The sequence below is a fragment of the Halolactibacillus sp. JCM 19043 genome (assembly GCF_001310395.1).
Taxonomy (GTDB): Bacteria; Bacillota; Bacilli; order Bacillales; family Amphibacillaceae; genus Halolactibacillus; species Halolactibacillus miurensis.
Map to the genome: position 1 here is coordinate 285,244 of NZ_BAXD01000001.1, position 19,884 is coordinate 305,127.

The following is a 19,884-nucleotide window of genomic DNA, read 5'->3' on the forward strand; positions in this document are numbered from 1 at the left end:
GATAGAACAGAAATGAGGGATTTATATGAGTATGCCATTATCATTAGAATGGACATTAGTAACGGAAGGAAAAGAGCGTCGACTTGAGGAAGAAGACAATCACTTTACGTTAACACTTGAAGGGTATCGTTTATATCCCCTTCATGAAAGAATTGAAATTAGACGGCATCAAACATCTGACCAAATTGGGTTTGGGGAAATTAAATCACTAACCTTTACGGAAAATAAAACCGAGATCCTTTATCAATTGGTGTCGCTTTATAGTGTAAATTAAGCGTGTATCACCGCTTTATGTCAAAAAAGATTATTTCTTGCGCTTGCCCAGGAAATAATCTTTTTTATTTGTCCATTAATTTCCCCGCACTTATTATCTCAGAATTTAGCTCTATCCTTGAAAGGGTTCATCAATCTATACCAGAAGCAAATGGGACGTTTCTCTTGGCGCGCGCATATAGTAAGGTAAAAGGAAATAATGAGGTGAAACTATGTGTGCTTATTACCCAAACGGACCGTATATGCCCTACCCGCCGTACTACTATCCTTATCAACCACCGACGCAAAAGTTAACCAAGCCTAAAACCTTAACCAATATGACCGCAACCTCTCAAGTAACAAAACAATTAAAAGATTTACCCCAATATTTAGATCAGCTTCAACATGTGTTGAAAACGACTCAATCGTTTGTCCCTTATATTAAACAATATGGGCCTTTGCTTAAGAGTTTACCGGAATTAATTCAAGTGTTTAAGTCTGATGATAAACCGGCGGAAAAAGCGTCCAAGTTACCCGCTAAAACTAAAGAGACAGATCGGCCTAAACAGATGAACTTTTTATCTGAGCCACTCCCTGACACGAACCATAGTGATGAAAGTGAGCAACTTGAACCACTCATCTCTACCGATTATAAACGTCCGAGCTGTTTAACGATAGAAGCATTTGAAGAAATCGTCGACTCAAATGGCCCGGCGCTGTATATATAAGGCGTCCGTAACAAAAGATAATTAGCCAAGCGTCGGTGGTTGAATTAACGTAGAAAGTCGTCAAGTATAATCAAGTTAAAAACCTCCCGCCTCAAGTAAACATCATACACGAGCGAAATAGTTGATTGAAGGCATCTTTCGCCGTACACTGTAATTAAAAGGTGGGATGAAGATGACAAAACAAATCGCAACATTCGCGGGTGGTTGTTTCTGGTGTATGGTTGAACCATTTGATGAACAACCGGGCATTGAAAAAATCGTCTCTGGCTATACGGGTGGACATACAAAAAATCCAACGTATGAAGAAGTATGCTCCGACACAACCGGTCACGTTGAAGCCGTTCAAATCACGTATGACCCGGATGTGTTTCCGTACGAGAAATTGTTAGAGTTGTTCTGGCGTCAAATTGACCCAACGGATGATGGGGGACAATTTCATGACCGCGGGGAATCGTATCGAACAGCCATTTTTTATCACAACGATGAACAAAAAAGACTGGCTGAACAGTCCAAACAACAATTAGAGGCTTCTGGTGTCTTTAAGCAACCTGTTGTCACAGACGTTCGTCCAGCGGATACATTCTATCCAGCGGAAGACAAACACCAAGATTACTATAAAAAGCACCGCTTCCATTATCGTCTTTATAAAAAAGGCTCGGGTCGAGCGGATTTTATCAATAAAACATGGCATAAACAACCGGACCAATCGGAACTTAAACAACGTTTGACCGAGATGCAGTATCATGTCACACAAGAAAACGGGACAGAACCACCGTTTCAGAATGCTTACTACGCTAACGAAGAAGACGGCATTTATGTCGATATCGTCAGTGGTGAGCCGCTCTTTTCAACAACGGACCAATATGATGCCGGTTGTGGGTGGCCAAGCTTTACCCGACCACTTAGTCGTGAACGGCTAGAAGAGAAAATGGACACAAGCCATGGTATGCGCCGGATTGAAATCCGTTCAAAACAAGCTGACTCACACTTAGGTCACGTATTTGATGATGGACCTAAAGACCAAGGTGGTAGCCGCTATTGTATTAATTCAGCTGCGTTACGCTTTGTCAAGAAAGAAGATTTAGAAACAGAAGGTTACGGCGAATACTTGAGTCTTTTTGAGTAAGGAGACGTGAGATAATGGATTGACCGACATACCGCCGAATCAAGCTGATTCGGCGGTGTTTTCTTACATAGGATGAAGACGTAAAGACTAAAGCATTTTATAAGGACTTATTTTAAAGACGGAGGTAATCAGTATGACACAAATTAGACAAGCAAATGAAGTGGATATTCCAGTCATTCAGAAGATTGCAACGGAGAGTTGGCATCACACGTATGAAACGTTAATCCCGCTTGACATCATCAACCAATGTATCGACGTTTTCTATCATCACGATCGATTAATAAAGCGAATAAAGCACCACACAGTCCTCGTCGCCATCAAGGATCAACAACTGATTGGATTTATAGATGCCTCAAACGATAAGCCGGATGCTTTTCTTTATGCTTTGTACCTGAAACCTGACGTCACGCATAAAGGCATAGGTTCAGAGCTTTTTAAGGAATACTTGAGATGCACGCACCCTAAGACAGTGACCGTCGATGTTGAAAGAGGCAATGATCCTGCTGTTTGCTTTTATGAAAAGCACGGCTTTAAATATGAAAGGGCGTTTGTTGATGTGGTGTTTGATTACTCGCTACAAACAGAATGTTACGTTTGGAGAGAAATAGAAGCAACAGCGACACAGGGGTTAAAGTGAAAATCGCAGTGAAATAGCCTTATCTTTTTTGACAAAACATGATAAACTAGAACAGAAGTTTATTGAGCTAAAGGAGAGAATGACTGTGATTCATAAAGATTGGGAACAACGTGACACGATAAAAACGATTCGTTGTGTCCATGCGGACGCAAAGAAGTTTGTCGTTGATACCATGTTAACGCCAGGGAAAGATTATGAAGTGAAAAATGAAACTGATGAATTTTATTTCATCTTGGATAACTCCAATCGTATCGGTGGTTTTAGAAAAGAATATTTTTCTGAAAAAAATGAATAAATGTGGTTTTCTAGGGTCAATTTAAGGTAATAGTTTAGGTAAGAACATTTTTAATGATACTAGCCTCAGGGGGAGATGATCGCATGAAACAACTGATACTCATTCGTCATTGTCACGCAGAAGGTAAGCATAAAGATTCACCGCTGACAAATTTAGGTGTGAATCAAGCACGTCGCGTAGCTGAATACTTAGAAAAAGAAGGACTTCGACCAAAAAAACTGGTATCAAGTCCATACATGCGTGCTGTAGAGACTGTTCGTCCTTATGCGAGACAAAATAATCTTGAGGTGATTAAAGATACGCGTCTTCAAGAACAGGTGTTGAGTGATCAACCCGTGGATGATTATGTCGGGGTCGTGAAAGCGTCTTTTAGTGATCCAGATTATAAACTCCCAGGCGGAGAATCAGCGAAAGATGCTCTCTGTCGTTTTAAACAAGTGATTGATGAGTATAGTGAAGAAGATGCCCCACTTTTAGTGGTCACGCACGGTCATTTACTCGCCCTTTACCTTCATGAAATTAACCCTGATTTTAACTTTAAAGATTGGCAAGTACTGAAGAATCCTGACGTGTTTATTGTCCATATTGATGGTGATCATCAAGAACTGAAACACGTTTGGTGATAAATGGCGTCAACATTGAAGAGGAGGAGAACAAATGGCTTTTGTAATTACATCTGAGTGTATTGATGAGAAAGCAGGCGAATGTCAAGAAGTGTGTCCTGTGGATTGTATAGAAGAAGGAAAAGATATGTACTATATTGACCCCGATATTTGTATTGATTGCGGGGCATGTGAAGCGGTCTGTCCTGTTGATGCGATATTCATGGAAGATGAAGTACCAGAATCAGAACATGACTATATTGCCCTGAACCGTCGTTTCTTTGAAGAAAATGAAGGATGACATAAAAGGTCGTAAGCTTTAAAGCTTACGACCTTTTGATATTGAAAATAATTTTTAACCCCCTTATTATCTGTGATGAATCGTTTAGTTGCGGCTTTAATAGGTTGTTCGAAAACGGCTATAGCCCGTTAGTTCTTCTGTTACCTCAACGTCCACATCTGTCACTTTAGCTGAAGGACTTATACCGCTTTTAATTTCATCGATGAGTTGATAGACTTTGCTTGCCTCACCTTCTATTTCAGTCTCAACCGTTCCATCAGGTAAGTTCTTAACATAACCAAAGACGCCAATCTCGTTTGCTTTCATTTCCGTCATATAACGAAAGCCTACGCCTTGGACGCGTCCGTGGACAATGACGTGCGCATGTAGTTTTCCCATCGTCAATCTCCTTTCTAGCTTGTTTATCTTCAAGTGCTGATCCATTTGTGCTCTATAGATTTAATACCCGATAGCCGGTAACGTTAAACGAAGGAGGCATGTGTAACCGCTTAAATATAGTATTTATAACAAAAAGTACGTTTAACTGTGATAAAAATCACATCATTTTCAGATGAAACCTTTATAATTAGCCATAGACTGTATTTTTAGAGGTGACAAACATGACAACTTATCAACCAGAATTACAAGCAACCGCTAAAGACATGGATGAAGTCAAACGTGTTCTAAAAGCTGGAGCTGACGCCGTATTTGTTGGCCACCAACAATTTGGTAACCGCGTTGCGGGTGATTTTACATTAGAAGATATCAAAGCGGCCACGGCTTATGCCGCGTCGTTAAATAAAAAAGTTTATGTGATGGTCAACGCCATTTATCATAATGATCATTTACGTGACTTACCTGATTACTTAGGGCAACTAAAAGAAATTGGCGTCAACGGTATTGTCGCAGGTGATCAAGCGATTTTTCAAATTATTCATGACTTAGACTTTGACTTACCACTTATTTGGAACCCAGCCACACTTTCAACGAATTATCAAACACTAAACTTTTGGCATAAACGCGGGGCTACGCGTGCTGCTCTATCGAATGAGTTACGCCTCGATGCTTCAATTGAAATTAAAGCGCATGTGAAGTGTTTGATTGATATTCAAGTTCATGGCATGAGCTGTATTTTTCAATCCAAGCGGAAACTTGTCAAGAACTATTATGACCATATTGAGCGCGACTATGATCCAATGGTTGCGCGCTTTATTAAAGAAGATCGTAAATCAGAAACACATTATCCGATTTTTGAAGATGCCAACGGCACCCATATTATGAGTACATCGGATTTAATGATGATTGATCATTTAGATGAGATTCTAGCTGGTCAGATTGACGGGCTCAAAATCGAAGGTATTCTAAAACCTACCGAATACAATGAACACATTGTCGCGATTTATCGTGAAGCGATTGATACATGTCTAAAAGACAAAGACGCTTATCAAATGAAAAAAGCGCGATTTAAACAAGCGATTTATCAGATTCAGCCTAAAGACCGACAGCTTGATACGGGTTTCTATTTCAAAGAACAGATCTATTAAAAAGGGGTAAGGACGATGGAGCATACACGAAGAAAACCAGAATTACTTGCGCCAGCGGGTAATTTAGAAAAGTTAAAATTTGCGATTCATTACGGTGCCGATGCCGTTTATATCGGGGGAAAACAATTTGGCCTGCGTTCTAACGCGGGAAACTTTACATTTGAGGAAATGCGTGAAGGCGTTCAATTTGCGGAGAAATACGGCTCGAAAGTCTACGTGGCAACAAATATTATTGCCCATAATGAGAACTTAGAAGGCGCACATGAGTACTTTAAGACCCTTTATGATGTCGGGATTCATGCGGTCATCGTGGCTGACCCAGCGCTTATTCAAGCCTGTCGTGAAGCGGCACCGGACTTAGAAGTGCATATTTCAACCCAAGCCTCGATCGCCAACTGGAAAACGGCTGAGTTTTGGAAAAATGAGGGTATTCCACGCGTCGTCTTAGCCCGTGAAGTATCGGTTGACGAGATTCGTGAGATGAAAGAAAAAGTTGACATTGAGATAGAAGCGTTTATTCACGGGGCGATGTGTATCTCATACTCAGGTCGTTGTGTGTTGTCTAACCATATGACCTCACGTGATGCTAACCGCGGGGGATGTGCCCAGTCGTGCCGGTGGAAATATGATTTATTTGAAGACGGTACAAAGGATGCAACAGAAGTATCAGATGAAGCGGATGAAATGTATACGATGAGTTCACAAGATTTAAGTATGGTGGAACATTTACCTGACTTAATTGAAGCAGGCGTTGATTCATTAAAGATTGAAGGTCGAATGAAGTCAATTCACTACGTCGCGACGGTTGTGAACGTCTACCGTAAAATCATTGACACGTATTTTGAAGATCCTGAAAACTATCAACTAGATCCTGCTTGGGTTGAGGAGATTTGGAAGGCCGCCCAGCGTAACTTAACGACCGCCTTTTACTATCATGAACCGACGCATAAAGATCAATTATACGGTAAACCAGAACGCTTACCGAAATATGATTTTGCGGGACTTGTGTTAGATTATGATAAAGAGACTCAAATCGCAACGATCCAACAACGGAATAACTTTGGCGTTGGCGATGAAGTCGAATTCTTTGGTCCGAACTTCTCACACTTTAAACAGACGATCACAGAGCTATATGACGATAAAGGCGAACCCGTTGACCGGGCGAAGCATGCGATGATGATCACAAAAGTCAAAGTCGACCAACCAGTGGAATATTTAAATATGATGCGCAAACAAAAATAATATAACTTTTTAGGCATACGATGACATCACTGTTGTCGTGTGCTTTTTCATTGTGAGGAAAGAAAAATCATTGAAGGTATTATGAGAACAAACTAAATACTTTTTTGTATCTCAATAATTAGACGTTTAAATCGCTTAGTTTGGAATGTTTTCTAATAATTTGAAAAAAGTGTTGATAATCGTCATGTAATTGATACGTTAGTATATAATGTTAAACATTATAGAAGGTGAGTTTCGTTTGAAAAATCATCAGACTGAGGTGAAAGAATGAAGGATAATAGAGATAAGCTTATTGTGTTGTTATTGATGGTTGGTCTCGTTGTGGTCATGACCTTTGGCTTTAGCATCATCAATAGTGTCAATCAGACACATCAACAGTTAAATAACGAGGTCCAATTTTTACACCAACTCGTTAGAGACATGGAATATAATATCTCAGAGACAATCAATCGTGACTTAGAAGAAGTAAATAGTGATATTCATTCAGTAGACGTTCAATACTTATCGGCTGAACTTGACAGTCAAGAGGTCACCGCCGATATCTTTGTGACGTTAAAAGAAACGAATCCTGATGCGACTTATGCGCTAAAATTAATTGACGCACAGTCGCAAGATAATAAGCCTCACGTATTAACGTATGTAAGTGATACGACCTATAAAGTCACGTTATCACTTCCGGTCACGAACAATTATACGTTCAATGTCACTGAAGAAAGCACAGATGGGTCAAAAAGGCTGATGTCGACGGTTGAAAGTGATTTGCCTATACATGATGAACTGTCGTATAATCGCTTTGATTTTTTACAGCATCACATCGGTTTAGATAATGGTAAACTTACTGCTGGATTTGAACTTAATATCAAAGATTTTCAGTTAGCTGATTTTGGACTTCAAAGTGTTACGCTAGAAGTTTGGAGTCATGAGGGCCAAGTGGTTAATCAAGATATTACGGAGCAGTTGACGAGAGAACTTTCACCAGCAATGGAAGAGTATTATACCGGCGCATCCATGGATGCGGAAGGCTACGCCTATGATAATACAGCATCTTATCATTATGAAGAGCCTGTCTATGAAGAAGAGCGAACACGTTATTATTATGATGCCTCTTTAGATGTTGAGGCGTTAAAGGAAACGAACTTAGAACAAATAGAAGTATTCATTACTGTGAAAATGAATGATGGCGTGTTTGAGACGTTTACACTTCATTGGTAATGTCTATATGCGCTATAACAGAGCGGATAGTCACATATAAGCGGCAGGAGAAAAAGATAGGATTCTCCTGCCATTTATTTTTTAAGGAGGATTTGTACCTAATCAATACCGCTCGATTTTAACGGACAAAAGTGAGGGATTAACAGGCTTGATAAAAGGGTATATAAGCATGTAACTTAGACGTTTTTATACATAATAGGGAGTGAAAGCATATGAAAAGAAAACCGATACTCTTACCTGTTTTTTTAGTATGGTATACGATTGGTGTTATTCTGCAAGTCTTTTTCACCGTACCTGACGCGCTTGCTTTTTCTAAGTCATTATTTCTCATCTTTTACTCAGTTAGTCTCATCGAGTTGATTTGGGTATTTGAACAAAAAGGGAAGGCATTACTTGTTGGGAGTGCTATTGTAGGTGTCGTAACATTTTTTATTGAAGTACTTAGTGTCGAGACGGGTTTTCCGTTCGGGGAATATGATTATACGTCTGTTCTCGGTCCGCTCGTGTTAGGTGTGCCGTTTACGATTGCCCTAGCTTGGGTGGGGGTCTTATTAAATAGTTTATTGATGGCAAGTCAAACAAGTAAATGGCGCCGGGCGATTGAGACGGGTATATGGGTTGTGATAATTGATTTGATTTTAGATCCGGTCGCGATCTTCGAATCATTTTGGACGTGGTATAACCCAGGGACCGTTCATTACTTCAATATTCCCATTACGAATTTTGTTAGTTGGTTTGTGATTGGGGCAGGACTTAGTCTACTATTCCCACTGTTCGAGCGTCCAAGACCATTAGCCCGAACGAATACATTGATTTTTGAGCTGATGTTGTTGATGTTTGGTTTGTTGTCGTTGAAGCATGACGAGATTGTCGTCTTTGGCTTAAGTGTTCTTTTCATCCTATTAGCTGAAGGGAAATACCGTTATGATTACCGCTAAACATGCTTCCCTGTTTAAGTCGGTGTTCTATCGCTATCTTAAGTTTTATTTATTGAAGAAGCAGTTCGGGAAAATTGTTGTACATGGTCAGTTAACACCAGTGGAAAAGCCAGTGTTGTATTTGATTAATCACAGTTCTTGGTGGGATGGTTTGATTTTATTTTATTTAGTTGAAACATTAACAAAACAAAATCATTATGTGATGATGGATGAAACCGGGCTGAAACGTTACCCGTTTTTCCGTAAATGTGGGGCGTTTAGTGTGAATAAATCAAAGCCTCGGTCATTAGTCGAGACGTTTCAGTATATGGATCAACTCATGACGCAGCAACAACCTATTTGGGTGTTTCCTCAAGGAAAGGTCGAACACCAAGAAGCGGTGCCATTTGTTTTTGAACCAGGACTCGGTCGCATCATGACATTAAAAGAACACGTCCATGTCGTACCCGTCACATTACAATATGTCTTTTTAGAAGAACAAAAACCAGTGGTATCGGTTATGATTGGTAAGGGTTTAATCACCGCTAAAAAAGACAAATCGAAGCGAGAATATCTAAAACAAGCTGAGGCATTGATGACGAAGCAATACGGGATTCAAAAACAGATGATGATTGATGATCCTCACTTTTATAAAGCTCCCACATGGCAGTCAATCCTGAAGTCTTCGCGCTCAACGAGTGATTGGCTGGATGCCTTTAAGAGGACAAAGCGATGACAACGGCTATTTGTCTCATTATCATCATTCAAGTCATTCAATTATGGTTTGTTGTGGTTAATCTGCGTTATTTTTTACCACCTGAAAAAATCGTGAGTGCGAACGTACCTTTAGATGACTTACCGACGATCAGTGTCCTTATCCCAGCACGGATGAGGAAGATAATATTAAAGCGTGTATAGAATCCGTCTATAATCAATCAATCCTTCCACTTGACGTACTCGTATTAAATGATCACTCTGTTGATAAGACCGGGGAAATCTTAACGGACTTACAATCCGTCTATCCTACCCTTAAGGTCTATGAAGGTAGAGAACTACCAGAAGGCTGGCTAGGAAAGAGTTTTGCCTGTCATCAATTAGCAGAACGAGCGCAAGGCGATTGGTTCTTACTATTAGATGCGGATGTGCGACTCATGCCGTTGGCGATTGAAAGCATTTTACCGGTGTTAAAGGCACAGAAAACAGGCATGATTTCAGGTTTTCCGAAACAACATGTGGTCACTTTAGCTGAAAAGTTGATGGTGCCGATGATGTTGTTTACCGTGCTCATGCACTTGCCACTTAAATACGTGACCCAATCGCATAAGCCGAGATTCGCGGCAGCACATGGTGGCTTTATCGCGATTGAAAAAAATAGTTATCAAAAAGCTGGGGGCCATGAAGCGATTAGAACGTCGTTATTAGATGATATGTCACTGATGAAAAAACAAAAAGCACTGAATCAACCGGTTCGCCTACTAAAAGTAGACCCATTCGTTCAGATGCGTATGTATCATTCTTTTCAATCCGTCTGGCTGGGGTTTCAAAAGAATATGTTTAGCTTGTTCAATAAGAAAGTAGGCTATATGTTAGGGTTGATGAGCTATTATACGGTGCTATTTCTTTTACCGTTTTGTTTCCTTCCATGGGTAGATGTTAGATATGTTTTATTCAGTTACGGTTTGATGGTTTTAACGAAGCTAGTCATTGACTGGAGAAACGCAGTGCCTAAATGGCTGAGTTTCTTTATACCCCTTAGTATTCTATTTATGATCGGCATCGGTGTCGATTCAATGTATAAAAGTCTCACGCACCGAGGTTACATCTGGAAAGGAAGGCGATATCAATGAAAGATTGTTTAGTCATTGGCGCAGGGTTAGGCGGCTTATCAGCTGCCATAAGGTTAGCACATGCAGGTTACAACGTGACGATTCTAGAAAAAAACGAGGAAGCGGGAGGGAAACTACGTCCTATTACCTTAGGGCCTTATCAGTTTGATTTAGGTCCAAGTACGATGACGTTAAAACACGTGTTTGACATGGTTTTTCAATCTGTTGGACGAAAGCCTGAAGATTATCTTGATTTTTATCCGATTGACAGCGGAACGAGAAACTTTTTCTCACCGGATGTTCACTTAGATTTTTCTCGTGATGAAGCGGCAGTGAAAAAACAAATCGCTGAATTTAGTAGACACGATGCCGATAACTATGAGGCATTTTTAGAAGAGGCAAAGCGCTCTATGACATCAGTCATCGGCAGTTTTTTAGTCAACTGATGTATCCACTTACGACGCAATTATCACCGTCATTGATCAAAGATTTTATTAAAATCAAGCCGTTTAAAACATTAGCATCATTACTAGATGACTACTTTGAGCATCCTTATACGAAGAAGATGTTTTTACGCTATGCGACGTATGTCGGCTCAAGTCCATACCAATCACCGATGATATTCGCCATGATGGCGCATTTAGAAGGCTCACAAGGTATTTGGGGTGTAAGAGGAGGCACATACGCCATTGTCGATGCGTTTGTCCGTCTAGCAGAAGAACTTGGCGTTGTCATTAAATACAATCAAAACGTGACGAAGATTCGAAAGAAACATGACCGTGTCATTGGCGTTGAGGTAGGAGATATCTTCTATGATAGTGATGTTGTCATTGTGAACGCCGATGCGTTAACGGCCTATCAGACGTTTATGTCACACCATCCACTGAGCTACGCCTTACGTAAAAAAGACGTGTCATTGTCAGGGTTTGTTTGGCTTGTTGGGATCAATCAGACATACGATGTCTTAAAACATCATAATGTCTTTTTTCCAGTAGACTATACACAAGAATTTGAAGCCATCTTTGACGATTTAGATGTACCTGAAACACCGACGATTTATATTTGTCAGTCAAGTGTGTCAGAACCGGAGCGCGCGACACCTGGTGGAGGCAATCTTTTCATCTTAATCAATGCGCCCCATCTTTCAGACAAGTTGGTCTGGAATGAGGCAACCATACATGGGATGAAGCGGCGCATCATCCAGCAACTTGAACATTTTGGTCTCGTGCAGTTAGAAGAGCGGATAGAAGAAGAGTTTTTCTATACACCGAAGGACTTGATGGAGCGGACAGCGGCCTATAAGGCGCCATTTACGGTATGAGTTCAAATAGTGTTTCACAAGCATTTTTCAAAGTTGAGAACCGTGATCCTATCTATCGTAATCTTTACTTTACCGGTGGCTCCACTCATCCAGGTGGAGGCACACCGATGGTCACCCTATCAGGCAGTTAGTGGCAGCGGATATTATTAAAAAGATGTAGTAACGAACTATTTTATGTATCTGGTGGGATTAGTTGTATAGCCCATCTTGTTTTTAACCTATCTAAACATGAAAAAGGTGAACCAATGAAGTCATTCATGGTTTACTTTTTTCATGTTTTCGTTATATGATGAGACAAGGTTAAATACTGAAGGGGTTTTTTCATGACACGCCATAAACTATTAAAGGTTAGTTATATCATCATCGGATCTTTTTCACTGGCTTTAGGGACGATTGGGATCTTTCTCCCGGTCTTACCGACGACGCCATTTTTACTGCTTACAGCTTATTTCTATTTAAGAAGTTCAGAGCGACTGTATCACTGGCTCCTTCATCATAAAGTCTTCGGTAAGTACATTCAGGACTATATCAAATACCGAAGCATTCCGTTAAAGACAAAAATACTAGCACTTGTGCTTCTTTGGCCGTCAATCATTGTGACGCTTTATTTCATTCCGCTGTTACTGGTTAAGGTGATGCTTGTCTTAATCGCCTCAATAGTTACCGTGTATATAATAAGACTGAAGACGAGAGTAGAAGAAGAGGGTGTTGAAGAGACGATGTGTGTGAATGAATAACAGAACGCTGATTATAATTAAAACAAAAAGCCTTTCCTGCCTTGTTGTGTAGGAGAGGCTTTTGTGCGTTATCGTATATACTGATCGTGATAATAAAAATATAGTAAATCAGGTCGTATATCTTAAGTGTTATTCCAGATGGTTTAAGTCAAGGTCATGTGCATGATGTTTTTGAACAAGTGCTTCATCGTCTTTTGCGTTATCGGTAAGGGAAATGGTTGTTTGTGTTACTTCGTCATTATTAATTTGGATCTGTAGATGAAATAAGGTTCATCTTCAAAGGTTACTTCCACGCTAAAAACAGGTAACTTGGACAATCTACCGCTGATAGATTTTATGTCATTTTCATCATATGCCTGTGCATTGGAAAATATAAAATTATACCAAGTATGAGTAATGGCATAATCCAAGCGAATAGTGCAGCCGACTTTTTGCTGATTTTAGTCATGTAAGCCTCCTAAAAACAACTGATTCTTATGTTTAAATGTGAAATTAGTCCTTCTTGATAAATACAATCCACCTAACAGTAAAAAAAGGGGGCTTTTGTGGTGGTTGAACTTACTATAATTAGAAAAAGATTTGAAAATACTTGAAAATATGTTACGATGGAAGGGATTACATAGTCGAAATTCATCACGATATGACAAATGTTTGCATGAATGTGGGTTGCTTTAATTAAAAAAGTGTACAAAAAAAGCGCCGAGACAGCGCAACTTTAAGTTGATTTCGGTCAAAGCCTTATTTTAACTCGCCATGTTGAATTGAATAACTCCAACACAATCATTGTAACAAACAAAAAGAATTTTGAAAAGGCTTTTTTAAAAAATTAACTATAATTCACAATAAAGGAGTGGTTTTGGATGAAGAAGGCATATAGTATTGGTCTTGATATTGGGACAAACAGTGTCGGTTGGGCGTCACAAGTGACGATCATGACTTGATCAGAAGACGGATGAAAATTAATGGCGATCATGATAAAGGATCGATGAAGAAAAACTTTTGGGGTGTCCGACTATTCGATGAAGGTGTCACCGCGGAAGAGCGCCGTGTAAACAGAACAACGAGACGTCGGTTACGCCGACGTAAAAACCGCGTGCATTACTTACAATCTTTCTTTATGGACGAAATGAAAAAAGTTGATGAGAACTTCTTTCACCGTCTAACAGAGAGTTTTATTGTGCCGATGGATAAGGATCATGATCGACATCCGGTTTTTGGTACGATGGAAGAAGATGTCGCCTATCATAACCAATTCCCAACCATCTATCACTTACGAAAATATTTAGCAGATACCGATCAACAAGTAGACCTGCGTTTAGTATACTTAGCGCTTGCGCATATCATTAAGTTCCGTGGGCATTTCCTTATTGAAGGTGAATTAAGCACAGAACATGCATCAAATGATGCGGTCAGAGAGACGTTTAAATCGTTTCTACATCAATACAACCAAGCCTTTCATCTGCAACCTGATGACACTTACATTAATCGGATCCCAGAAGATTTATCGGTTGAAGCGGAATTAACAGCCAAAGTATCGAAATCAAGAAAAGCAGAAAGTGTCTTACATAAAGTTGAGACAGAAAAGTCGAACGGGACGTTCCATCAATTCCTGAAATTAATGGTTGGCAATCAAGGGAATTTTAAAAAGCCATTTTCACTTGATGAAGACCGTAAGTTAGACATGGGAAAAGAAGATTATGAAGAAGATGTTGAAAGCTTGCTTGCAGAAATCGGTGAAGATTACCGGGAGTTATTCCTTGCTGCCAAAGACGTTCATGATGCGATTGAACTGTCGGGTATTTTAGACGGCGCTGAACCACATACAAAAGCACCACTATCAAGTTCAATGATCGCGCGTTACAACGAGCATAAACAAGATTTACAAGCACTGAAAACGCTAGTGAAAGCCGAGCGACCAGATCGCTACTTTGATATCTTTAGAAATAAAGCAAAGGATGGTTACGCCGGCTATATTGAAGGAAAAACAACTGAAGAAAGCTTTTATAAGTTTATGAAAAAGGAATTGAGTAAGGTTGACGGGGCCGAAGCCTTTATTAAAAAAATTGATGAAGAGCGTTTCCTAAGAAAACAGCGCACATATGATAACGGGGTCATTCCTCATCAAATCCATTTACACGAACTAAAAACAATCATCGAAAATCAAGGACAGTATTATCCGTTCTTATTAGACAACAAAGAAAAGATTGAATCGCTATTAACGTTCCGTATTCCGTATTATGTTGGTCCACTCGCCAAAGGACAAAGTGAGTTTGCCTGGATAGAGCGAGAAGGCGGTGAAGCGGTTCGACCATGGAATATAAAAAATGAAGTTAATCTTGTGGGTTCAGCTGAGAAGTTTATTGAAAAGATGACGAATAGTGACACATATTTACCTGACGAAAAAGTGTTACCGAAGCATAGTATGTTGCTGCAGAAGTTTAATGTGTTTAATGAATTGACGAAAGTAAAATACTCAGATGAACAAGGACAAGTATGTAACTTCTCAAGCAAAGAAAAACGTGACATTTATCAAAACTTGTTTAAACTACATCGCACGGTCTCACTGAAAGTATTTGAAGATTATTTAAGAAATGACTATCAACTTGAAAACCCGAAAGTACAAGGGATTGAGAAGAAATTTAATGCGTCATTAAAAACCTATCACGACTTGTTAAAACTGGGTATTTCTCGTGACACCTTAGATAACGAGGCATATGCCGACCGACTTGAAGACTTAGTTAAAATCTTAACGGTCTTTGAAGATAGAGAGATGATTCGTAAACAGTTAGAAGGGTTTAGTGATCTGTTTGATCAAGCGACACTTAAGAAGTTAGAGCGTCGCCATTATACCGGGTGGGGACGACTATCGGCAAAACTGATTAACAGTATTAAAGATGAACGGACGCAAAAGACGATCCTTGATTATTTAATCGAAGACGATGGTCCGAAGAAAAACATTAATCGTAACTTTATGCAACTGATCAATGATGACAATCTTTCGTTTAAAAAGACGATTGAAGAAGCACGTCTCAATCTTGAATCAAATGATTTAAAAGACGCCGTCGACCAAATCCCTGGAAGTCCAGCAATCAAGAAAGGCATCTTACAGAGCTTAAAAATCGTTGACGAGATTGTGGGGATTATGGGGTATGAGCCAGAGTCAATTGTGATTGAAATGGCACGTGAGAACCAAACAACATCTCAAGGGCAACAAAATGCAAAAGAACGATTAAATAACGTTGAAGGTGCATTAAAAGAGTTAAAAAAGTGATTTACTGAAAAAACATCCCGTTGACCAAGACATGCTTAAAAATGATCGCTTATATCTTTACTACCTTCAAAACGGCAGAGATATGTATACCAACCAAGAACTCGATATCAACAAATTATCAAGTTATGATATTGACCATATTATCCCGAGAAGTTTTACAACGGATAACTCGATTGATAATCGCGTATTAGTGTCATCAAAATCAAACCGTGGTAAATCAGATGATGTCCCGAATAAAGATGTAGTCCAAAAAATGAAACCATACTGGACCTCTCTTTATCGCTCAAAACTGATTTCTAAGCGTAAATTTGATAACTTAACGAAGATAAAACTTACTGCTGATGATAAAGCTGGTTTTATTAGAAGGCAACTCGTTGAAACGCGGCAAATAACAAAGCATGTCGCAAGCATCTTACATCAACGTTATAACAATCCTGAGTTAGATGAACCAGCTGTTAAGATCGTGACATTAAAGTCAGCCTTAACAAGTCAATTTAGACAAGCTTTTGGTTTATATAAAGTCCGGGAAATCAATGATTATCATCATGCACATGATGCGTATTTAAATGCGGTAGTAGCCCGGTTACTGATGAGCTTATATCCACAACTTATTCCTGACTTTGTGTATGGTGAATACCGTAAGACAAGTGCATTTAAAGAAAACAAAGCGACGGCGAAAAAGGAATTTTACACGAACTTGATTGAACGGTTTAGTAAAGAAGATAAACTACCTGATGAGAATGGTGAGATTGCCTGGGATAAGGCGAGGGACTTAGCGAAGATTAATCGGGTGCTAAGTTATCATCAGATGAACGTTGTGAAGAAAACAGAAACAAATAGTGGTCAATTTTTTGATATAAATATAAAAGCTAAAGGTGCAAATAATAAATTGATACCAATCAAGGATCATTTAGATGTAACTAAATATGGGGCTATGGCTCTCCGAATATTGCCTACTCGATTATTTTCACTCATGAAAAAGGGAAAAAAGCAAAAGTTGTGAATGAAATTCTAGGTATAAATATAATGGATCGCACTGTCTTTGAGAAGGATAGAGAGAAATATTTGAAAGATCGAGGATATGTCAATCCTATCTTTAAATATAAAGTACCACTTAATACATTATTTGAATTTGAAGATGGTAAGCGCAGAATACTTACTGGTGCAAGCGAACTACAAAAGGGAAATCAATTTATTCTACCAAAACATCTTGTCAATTTAATTTATTACTGTAATAAATACGTAAATTCACAATTTAAAAATGTTGATTATGAGAACTATATATACGATCATAAACATCAATTTTCAGAATTACTGAATTGTGTTCTTGAATTCGGTCAGAAATATGTACTTAGTTTGTCCAAGGTAGAAAAAATAAGGAACGCTTATAAAGAATCATTCAATCAAGCAGAAATCAAAGAAATAGTAGCTTCGTTTATAACATTGATGGATTTAAATAAGATGAAACCTTCTGCAGATTTTAATTTTTTCGGAGTGAAGATTGGAGAAACACGTTACAGAAGTACAAAGGAAGTACTAACTTCTAAAATCATTTATCAATCAGTCACAGGTCTATACGAAACAAGGAAAGAGGTCTGATTATGGGATGGCGAACAGTTGTAGTCAATCAGCATTCAAAACTAGCCTATAAAAATAACGCGTTACTGTTTAAAACCTCTGAAAAGCAAGAAGTGATTCACTTATCAGAAATTGATATCTTAATTCTTGAGACAACAGATATAACGTTAACGACGATGTTGTTAAAACGCTTAGTAGATGAGAATATCCTTGTGATATTCTGTGATGACAAACGGTTACCATCCGCAAAATTGATGCCTTACTTTGGTAGACACGATAGTAGTCTGCAACTTGCAAAACAAGTCATATGGGAAGAAGAAACAAGACAAACAGTCTGGACAGAGATCATCGCGCAAAAAATTCTCAATCAACATCTATATTTAAGAGAGATTGAACATTATGACAAGTCCCAATCGATTTTAAGATTATATGATGGATTGGAGTTGTTTGATCCAACAAATCGTGAGGGACATGCGGCGCGGATTTACTTTCAATCGCTATTTGATAACTCCTTCTCTCGTGAATTACAAACAACAGTTAATGCCGCATTAGATTACGGTTATACGTTACTACTTAGTGTGTTTGCGCGAGAAATCGTGAAAGCGGGTTGTTTAACGCAGATCGGTATGAAGCATATGAATCAGTTTAATGATTTTAATTTAGCCAGTGACATCATGGAACCATTTCGGCCATTAGTGGATCAAATTGTCTTTGAACATAGAGAAAAAGAATTCATGCAGATCAAGCGGCAGCTCTTTAAGCTGTTTACGAATAACTACGTCTATAATTTCCAACAGATGTACTTGACTAATATCGTCCAAGACTATACGAAAAAGGTCATTAAAGTACTAAACGGTGAAGCGGAACTAACGGATATTCCTGTGTTCAAGGTATGAGTTATCGCTATATGCGGATGATTCTTATGTTTGATATGCCAACGGAAACCGCCAATGATCGAAAGCTTTACCGTAAATTCAGGAAATTTTTAATAGACGAAGGATTTATTATGCATCAATTCTCTGTTTACAGCAAGATCTTATTAAATGGCACGGCTAAAGCGGGAATGGTCGCTCGCTTAAAAAAGCATACACCGAACGCCGGTTTAATTACGTTATTAACCGTAACAGAGAAACAATTTGCCAAAATGATTTACTTAAGTGGGGAAAGAGATAGTTCAATTGCGAATACGGACCGACGCATTGTCTTTTTAGGAGATGATTATGATGAAACTTAATTATCCGGTGTTTGATGAGTCCATCACATTAGAAAATTCACCAATTTTAGTACTAGACAATGCGACGTTATTTTCAGATTTTGTCCAAGCAATTTTTAATTATGAAGTGAGTCCATTAAAATTATATGATCAAAGCTATCAATCGCTAAAATCATCTGAACTGCTTGTTATTACTGATATTTTAGGATTCGAATTAAATTCAGCGACAATTTTAAAGCACATATATACAGATCTTGAATCACAATTAAATGATGACCCAATAGTCAAAACCGAATTAGAGAAGCTGATGATGTCCATAAATGACATCATCAGTGATCAATTACTAGATCATGACTTAGATATTCAAATAACAGAGATTACTTTTCCAGCATTATTTAAAGCCTTAAATATAAAAATCAATAATCAAGCGGTATCTGTAAATGACAAGATCGCAGATATCATCCAGCTATTTAAATATCAATCAAGAAAAAAGCTATTGATCTTTGTTAATACGTGTTCATATTTAACAGAAGAACAAGTAAAAGAAACACGAAATTATTTATCGCTGAACAATGTTACCGCTTTGTTTATCGAACCAAGAACGGTGAAAGGTTTTTGGCAGTATATTTTAGATGAAGATTATTATCTTAGTTATGAAAATGTGTTATAATTGTAAAAAATGGTCCTTGAAAATTAAATGTTTAACCATAAATCATTCAATTCTGAAGCTTTGCCATGTGCGAACGGCGCGATTACGAAACCTCGAATTTTTGTCTGCGAGGTTTTAGAGCTGTGTTGATTTGAATGATTCCGAAACATATAGACCGCTTCCACCCTCTAACTCTTTGTTTTAGAGCTGTGTTGATTTGAATGATTCCGAAACTGGTTATAATCCACAAAAAACAAACTTTCAGTTTTAGAGCTGTGTTGATTTGAATGATTCCGAAACAAAGCGTGATTATCCTGTTTATAAAGACATGTTTTAGAGCTGTGTTGATTTGAATGATTCCGAAACCGTTGTCTACTCATTTGCATGGTTTTAAGCGTTTTAGAGCTGTGTTGATTTGAATGATTCCGAAACCTACTGTAACGATTACTAGCGG

The 19,884-nt window shown here is 38.6% G+C and carries 22 protein-coding genes, 1 pseudogene and 1 CRISPR repeat array; of the genes and pseudogenes, 22 read left to right on the plus strand and 1 reads right to left on the minus strand.

What is annotated here, in order from left to right; all coding sequences use genetic code 11:
* Positions 1–25 precede the first annotated feature (25 nt).
* From JCM19043_RS01580 to JCM19043_RS01610, 7 genes are all read left to right on the plus strand, one after another.
* A complete protein-coding gene (locus JCM19043_RS01580; protein WP_062319384.1) occupies positions 26–274 on the plus strand; it encodes a DUF2584 family protein in 249 nt (82 codons plus the stop codon).
* Between the two features lie 211 nt (positions 275–485).
* Positions 486–980, plus strand: coding sequence for a VrrA/YqfQ family protein (gene vrrA / locus JCM19043_RS01585; RefSeq protein ID WP_062319386.1), 495 nt, complete (start codon positions 486–488; stop codon positions 978–980).
* A gap of 172 nt (positions 981–1,152) precedes the next feature.
* A complete protein-coding gene (msrA, locus tag JCM19043_RS01590) occupies positions 1,153–2,106 on the plus strand; it encodes a peptide-methionine (S)-S-oxide reductase MsrA (RefSeq protein WP_089854311.1) in 954 nt (317 codons plus the stop codon).
* Positions 2,107–2,239: 133 nt separating this feature from the next.
* Positions 2,240–2,743 (plus strand): GNAT family N-acetyltransferase, encoded by a 504-nt coding sequence (locus JCM19043_RS01595; protein WP_062319389.1) that lies wholly within the window; start codon positions 2,240–2,242, stop codon positions 2,741–2,743.
* 85 nt (positions 2,744–2,828) lie between these two features.
* Positions 2,829–3,038, plus strand: a complete 210-nt coding sequence (locus tag JCM19043_RS01600) for a DUF6501 family protein (protein WP_062319391.1) — start codon at positions 2,829–2,831, stop codon at positions 3,036–3,038.
* Positions 3,039–3,121: 83 nt separating this feature from the next.
* Complete coding sequence (locus tag JCM19043_RS01605) at positions 3,122–3,661, plus strand: histidine phosphatase family protein (protein ID WP_062319393.1); 540 nt, start codon at positions 3,122–3,124, stop codon at positions 3,659–3,661.
* Positions 3,662–3,695: 34 nt separating this feature from the next.
* Positions 3,696–3,941 carry a 4Fe-4S dicluster domain-containing protein gene (locus tag JCM19043_RS01610; protein WP_062319395.1) on the plus strand — a complete coding sequence of 82 codons (246 nt, stop codon included), beginning with the start codon at positions 3,696–3,698 and terminating at the stop codon, positions 3,939–3,941.
* A gap of 96 nt (positions 3,942–4,037) precedes the next feature.
* Here the strand turns inward: JCM19043_RS01610 and JCM19043_RS01615 are convergent, their stop codons facing one another.
* On the minus strand, positions 4,038–4,319 hold the full coding sequence (locus tag JCM19043_RS01615) for an acylphosphatase (protein WP_062319397.1): 282 nt from the start codon (positions 4,317–4,319) through the stop codon (positions 4,038–4,040).
* A 221-nt stretch (positions 4,320–4,540) separates the two neighbouring features.
* Here JCM19043_RS01615 and JCM19043_RS01620 point away from each other — a divergent pair, with 221 nt between their 5' ends.
* The 15 genes and pseudogenes from JCM19043_RS01620 to csn2 all read left to right on the plus strand — a co-directional run bounded on the left by JCM19043_RS01620 (position 4,541) and on the right by csn2 (position 19,451).
* Complete coding sequence (locus JCM19043_RS01620; RefSeq protein WP_062319399.1) at positions 4,541–5,464, plus strand: peptidase U32 family protein; 924 nt, start codon at positions 4,541–4,543, stop codon at positions 5,462–5,464.
* Between the two features lie 15 nt (positions 5,465–5,479).
* Positions 5,480–6,706, plus strand: coding sequence for a U32 family peptidase (locus JCM19043_RS01625; protein WP_062319401.1), 1,227 nt, complete (start codon positions 5,480–5,482; stop codon positions 6,704–6,706).
* Positions 6,707–6,973: 267 nt separating this feature from the next.
* A complete protein-coding gene (locus JCM19043_RS01630; RefSeq protein ID WP_062319403.1) occupies positions 6,974–7,918 on the plus strand; it encodes a hypothetical protein in 945 nt (314 codons plus the stop codon).
* A gap of 212 nt (positions 7,919–8,130) precedes the next feature.
* Complete coding sequence (locus JCM19043_RS01635) at positions 8,131–8,856, plus strand: carotenoid biosynthesis protein (RefSeq protein ID WP_062319404.1); 726 nt, start codon at positions 8,131–8,133, stop codon at positions 8,854–8,856.
* Positions 8,843–9,571, plus strand: coding sequence for a lysophospholipid acyltransferase family protein (locus tag JCM19043_RS01640; RefSeq protein WP_062319407.1), 729 nt, complete (start codon positions 8,843–8,845; stop codon positions 9,569–9,571). The genes JCM19043_RS01635 and JCM19043_RS01640 overlap by 14 nt, the downstream gene beginning before the upstream one ends.
* A complete protein-coding gene (locus JCM19043_RS01645; RefSeq protein WP_062319409.1) occupies positions 9,568–9,753 on the plus strand; it encodes a hypothetical protein in 186 nt (61 codons plus the stop codon). The genes JCM19043_RS01640 and JCM19043_RS01645 overlap by 4 nt, the downstream gene beginning before the upstream one ends.
* 20 nt (positions 9,754–9,773) lie before the next feature.
* A complete protein-coding gene (locus JCM19043_RS01650; RefSeq protein ID WP_231631346.1) occupies positions 9,774–10,682 on the plus strand; it encodes a glycosyltransferase family 2 protein in 909 nt (302 codons plus the stop codon).
* Complete coding sequence (locus JCM19043_RS15890; protein ID WP_082394366.1) at positions 10,679–11,107, plus strand: NAD(P)/FAD-dependent oxidoreductase; 429 nt, start codon at positions 10,679–10,681, stop codon at positions 11,105–11,107. Before JCM19043_RS01650 ends, JCM19043_RS15890 begins: the two co-directional genes overlap by 4 nt.
* Positions 11,107–11,982, plus strand: a complete 876-nt coding sequence (locus JCM19043_RS15895; protein ID WP_082394367.1) for an NAD(P)/FAD-dependent oxidoreductase — start codon at positions 11,107–11,109, stop codon at positions 11,980–11,982. Before JCM19043_RS15890 ends, JCM19043_RS15895 begins: the two co-directional genes overlap by 1 nt.
* Complete coding sequence (locus tag JCM19043_RS17965) at positions 11,979–12,113, plus strand: hypothetical protein (RefSeq protein WP_255349915.1); 135 nt, start codon at positions 11,979–11,981, stop codon at positions 12,111–12,113. Before JCM19043_RS15895 ends, JCM19043_RS17965 begins: the two co-directional genes overlap by 4 nt.
* A 192-nt stretch (positions 12,114–12,305) precedes the next feature.
* Positions 12,306–12,719: a YbaN family protein gene (locus JCM19043_RS01660; RefSeq protein WP_062319413.1), complete on the plus strand. Its 414-nt coding sequence runs from the start codon at positions 12,306–12,308 to the stop codon at positions 12,717–12,719.
* An 860-nt stretch (positions 12,720–13,579) separates the two neighbouring features.
* A pseudogene (gene cas9, locus JCM19043_RS01665) lies at positions 13,580–17,589 on the plus strand (type II CRISPR RNA-guided endonuclease Cas9).
* A 2-nt stretch (positions 17,590–17,591) separates the two neighbouring features.
* Positions 17,592–18,464, plus strand: a complete 873-nt coding sequence (cas1, locus tag JCM19043_RS01670; RefSeq protein ID WP_089854325.1) for a type II CRISPR-associated endonuclease Cas1 — start codon at positions 17,592–17,594, stop codon at positions 18,462–18,464.
* Positions 18,461–18,802, plus strand: a complete 342-nt coding sequence (gene cas2, locus JCM19043_RS01675) for a CRISPR-associated endonuclease Cas2 (protein ID WP_062319418.1) — start codon at positions 18,461–18,463, stop codon at positions 18,800–18,802. The genes cas1 and cas2 overlap by 4 nt, the downstream gene beginning before the upstream one ends.
* The gene (gene csn2, locus JCM19043_RS01680) at positions 18,792–19,451 is read left to right on the plus strand and encodes a type II-A CRISPR-associated protein Csn2 (protein ID WP_062319420.1); all 660 of its coding nucleotides are present in this window, start codon (positions 18,792–18,794) and stop codon (positions 19,449–19,451) included. The genes cas2 and csn2 overlap by 11 nt, the downstream gene beginning before the upstream one ends.
* 111 nt (positions 19,452–19,562) lie before the next feature.
* Positions 19,563–19,862: direct repeats of the CRISPR family, unit length 36 nt; unit sequence GTTTTAGAGCTGTGTTGATTTGAATGATTCCGAAAC.
* Positions 19,863–19,884: the final 22 nt, after the last annotated feature.

Bases quoted from the DNA above. Each gene is read 5' to 3' on its own strand.
- JCM19043_RS01580 (WP_062319384.1), top strand. From the start codon at position 26: ATGAGTATGCCATTATCATTAGAATGGACATTAGTAACGGAAGGAAAA.
- vrrA (WP_062319386.1), top strand. From the start codon at position 486: ATGTGTGCTTATTACCCAAACGGACCGTATATGCCCTACCCGCCGTAC.
- msrA (WP_089854311.1), top strand. From the start codon at position 1,153: ATGACAAAACAAATCGCAACATTCGCGGGTGGTTGTTTCTGGTGTATG.
- JCM19043_RS01595 (WP_062319389.1), top strand. From the start codon at position 2,240: ATGACACAAATTAGACAAGCAAATGAAGTGGATATTCCAGTCATTCAG.
- JCM19043_RS01605 (WP_062319393.1), top strand. From the start codon at position 3,122: ATGAAACAACTGATACTCATTCGTCATTGTCACGCAGAAGGTAAGCAT.
- JCM19043_RS01610 (WP_062319395.1), top strand. From the start codon at position 3,696: ATGGCTTTTGTAATTACATCTGAGTGTATTGATGAGAAAGCAGGCGAA.
- JCM19043_RS01615 (WP_062319397.1), bottom strand. From the start codon at position 4,319: ATGGGAAAACTACATGCGCACGTCATTGTCCACGGACGCGTCCAAGGC.
- JCM19043_RS01620 (WP_062319399.1), top strand. From the start codon at position 4,541: ATGACAACTTATCAACCAGAATTACAAGCAACCGCTAAAGACATGGAT.
- JCM19043_RS01625 (WP_062319401.1), top strand. From the start codon at position 5,480: ATGGAGCATACACGAAGAAAACCAGAATTACTTGCGCCAGCGGGTAAT.
- JCM19043_RS01630 (WP_062319403.1), top strand. From the start codon at position 6,974: ATGAAGGATAATAGAGATAAGCTTATTGTGTTGTTATTGATGGTTGGT.
- JCM19043_RS01635 (WP_062319404.1), top strand. From the start codon at position 8,131: ATGAAAAGAAAACCGATACTCTTACCTGTTTTTTTAGTATGGTATACG.
- JCM19043_RS01640 (WP_062319407.1), top strand. From the start codon at position 8,843: ATGATTACCGCTAAACATGCTTCCCTGTTTAAGTCGGTGTTCTATCGC.
- JCM19043_RS01645 (WP_062319409.1), top strand. From the start codon at position 9,568: ATGACAACGGCTATTTGTCTCATTATCATCATTCAAGTCATTCAATTA.
- JCM19043_RS15890 (WP_082394366.1), top strand. From the start codon at position 10,679: ATGAAAGATTGTTTAGTCATTGGCGCAGGGTTAGGCGGCTTATCAGCT.
- JCM19043_RS15895 (WP_082394367.1), top strand. From the start codon at position 11,107: ATGTATCCACTTACGACGCAATTATCACCGTCATTGATCAAAGATTTT.
- JCM19043_RS17965 (WP_255349915.1), top strand. From the start codon at position 11,979: ATGAGTTCAAATAGTGTTTCACAAGCATTTTTCAAAGTTGAGAACCGT.
- JCM19043_RS01660 (WP_062319413.1), top strand. From the start codon at position 12,306: ATGACACGCCATAAACTATTAAAGGTTAGTTATATCATCATCGGATCT.
- cas1 (WP_089854325.1), top strand. From the start codon at position 17,592: ATGGGATGGCGAACAGTTGTAGTCAATCAGCATTCAAAACTAGCCTAT.
- cas2 (WP_062319418.1), top strand. From the start codon at position 18,461: ATGAGTTATCGCTATATGCGGATGATTCTTATGTTTGATATGCCAACG.
- csn2 (WP_062319420.1), top strand. From the start codon at position 18,792: ATGAAACTTAATTATCCGGTGTTTGATGAGTCCATCACATTAGAAAAT.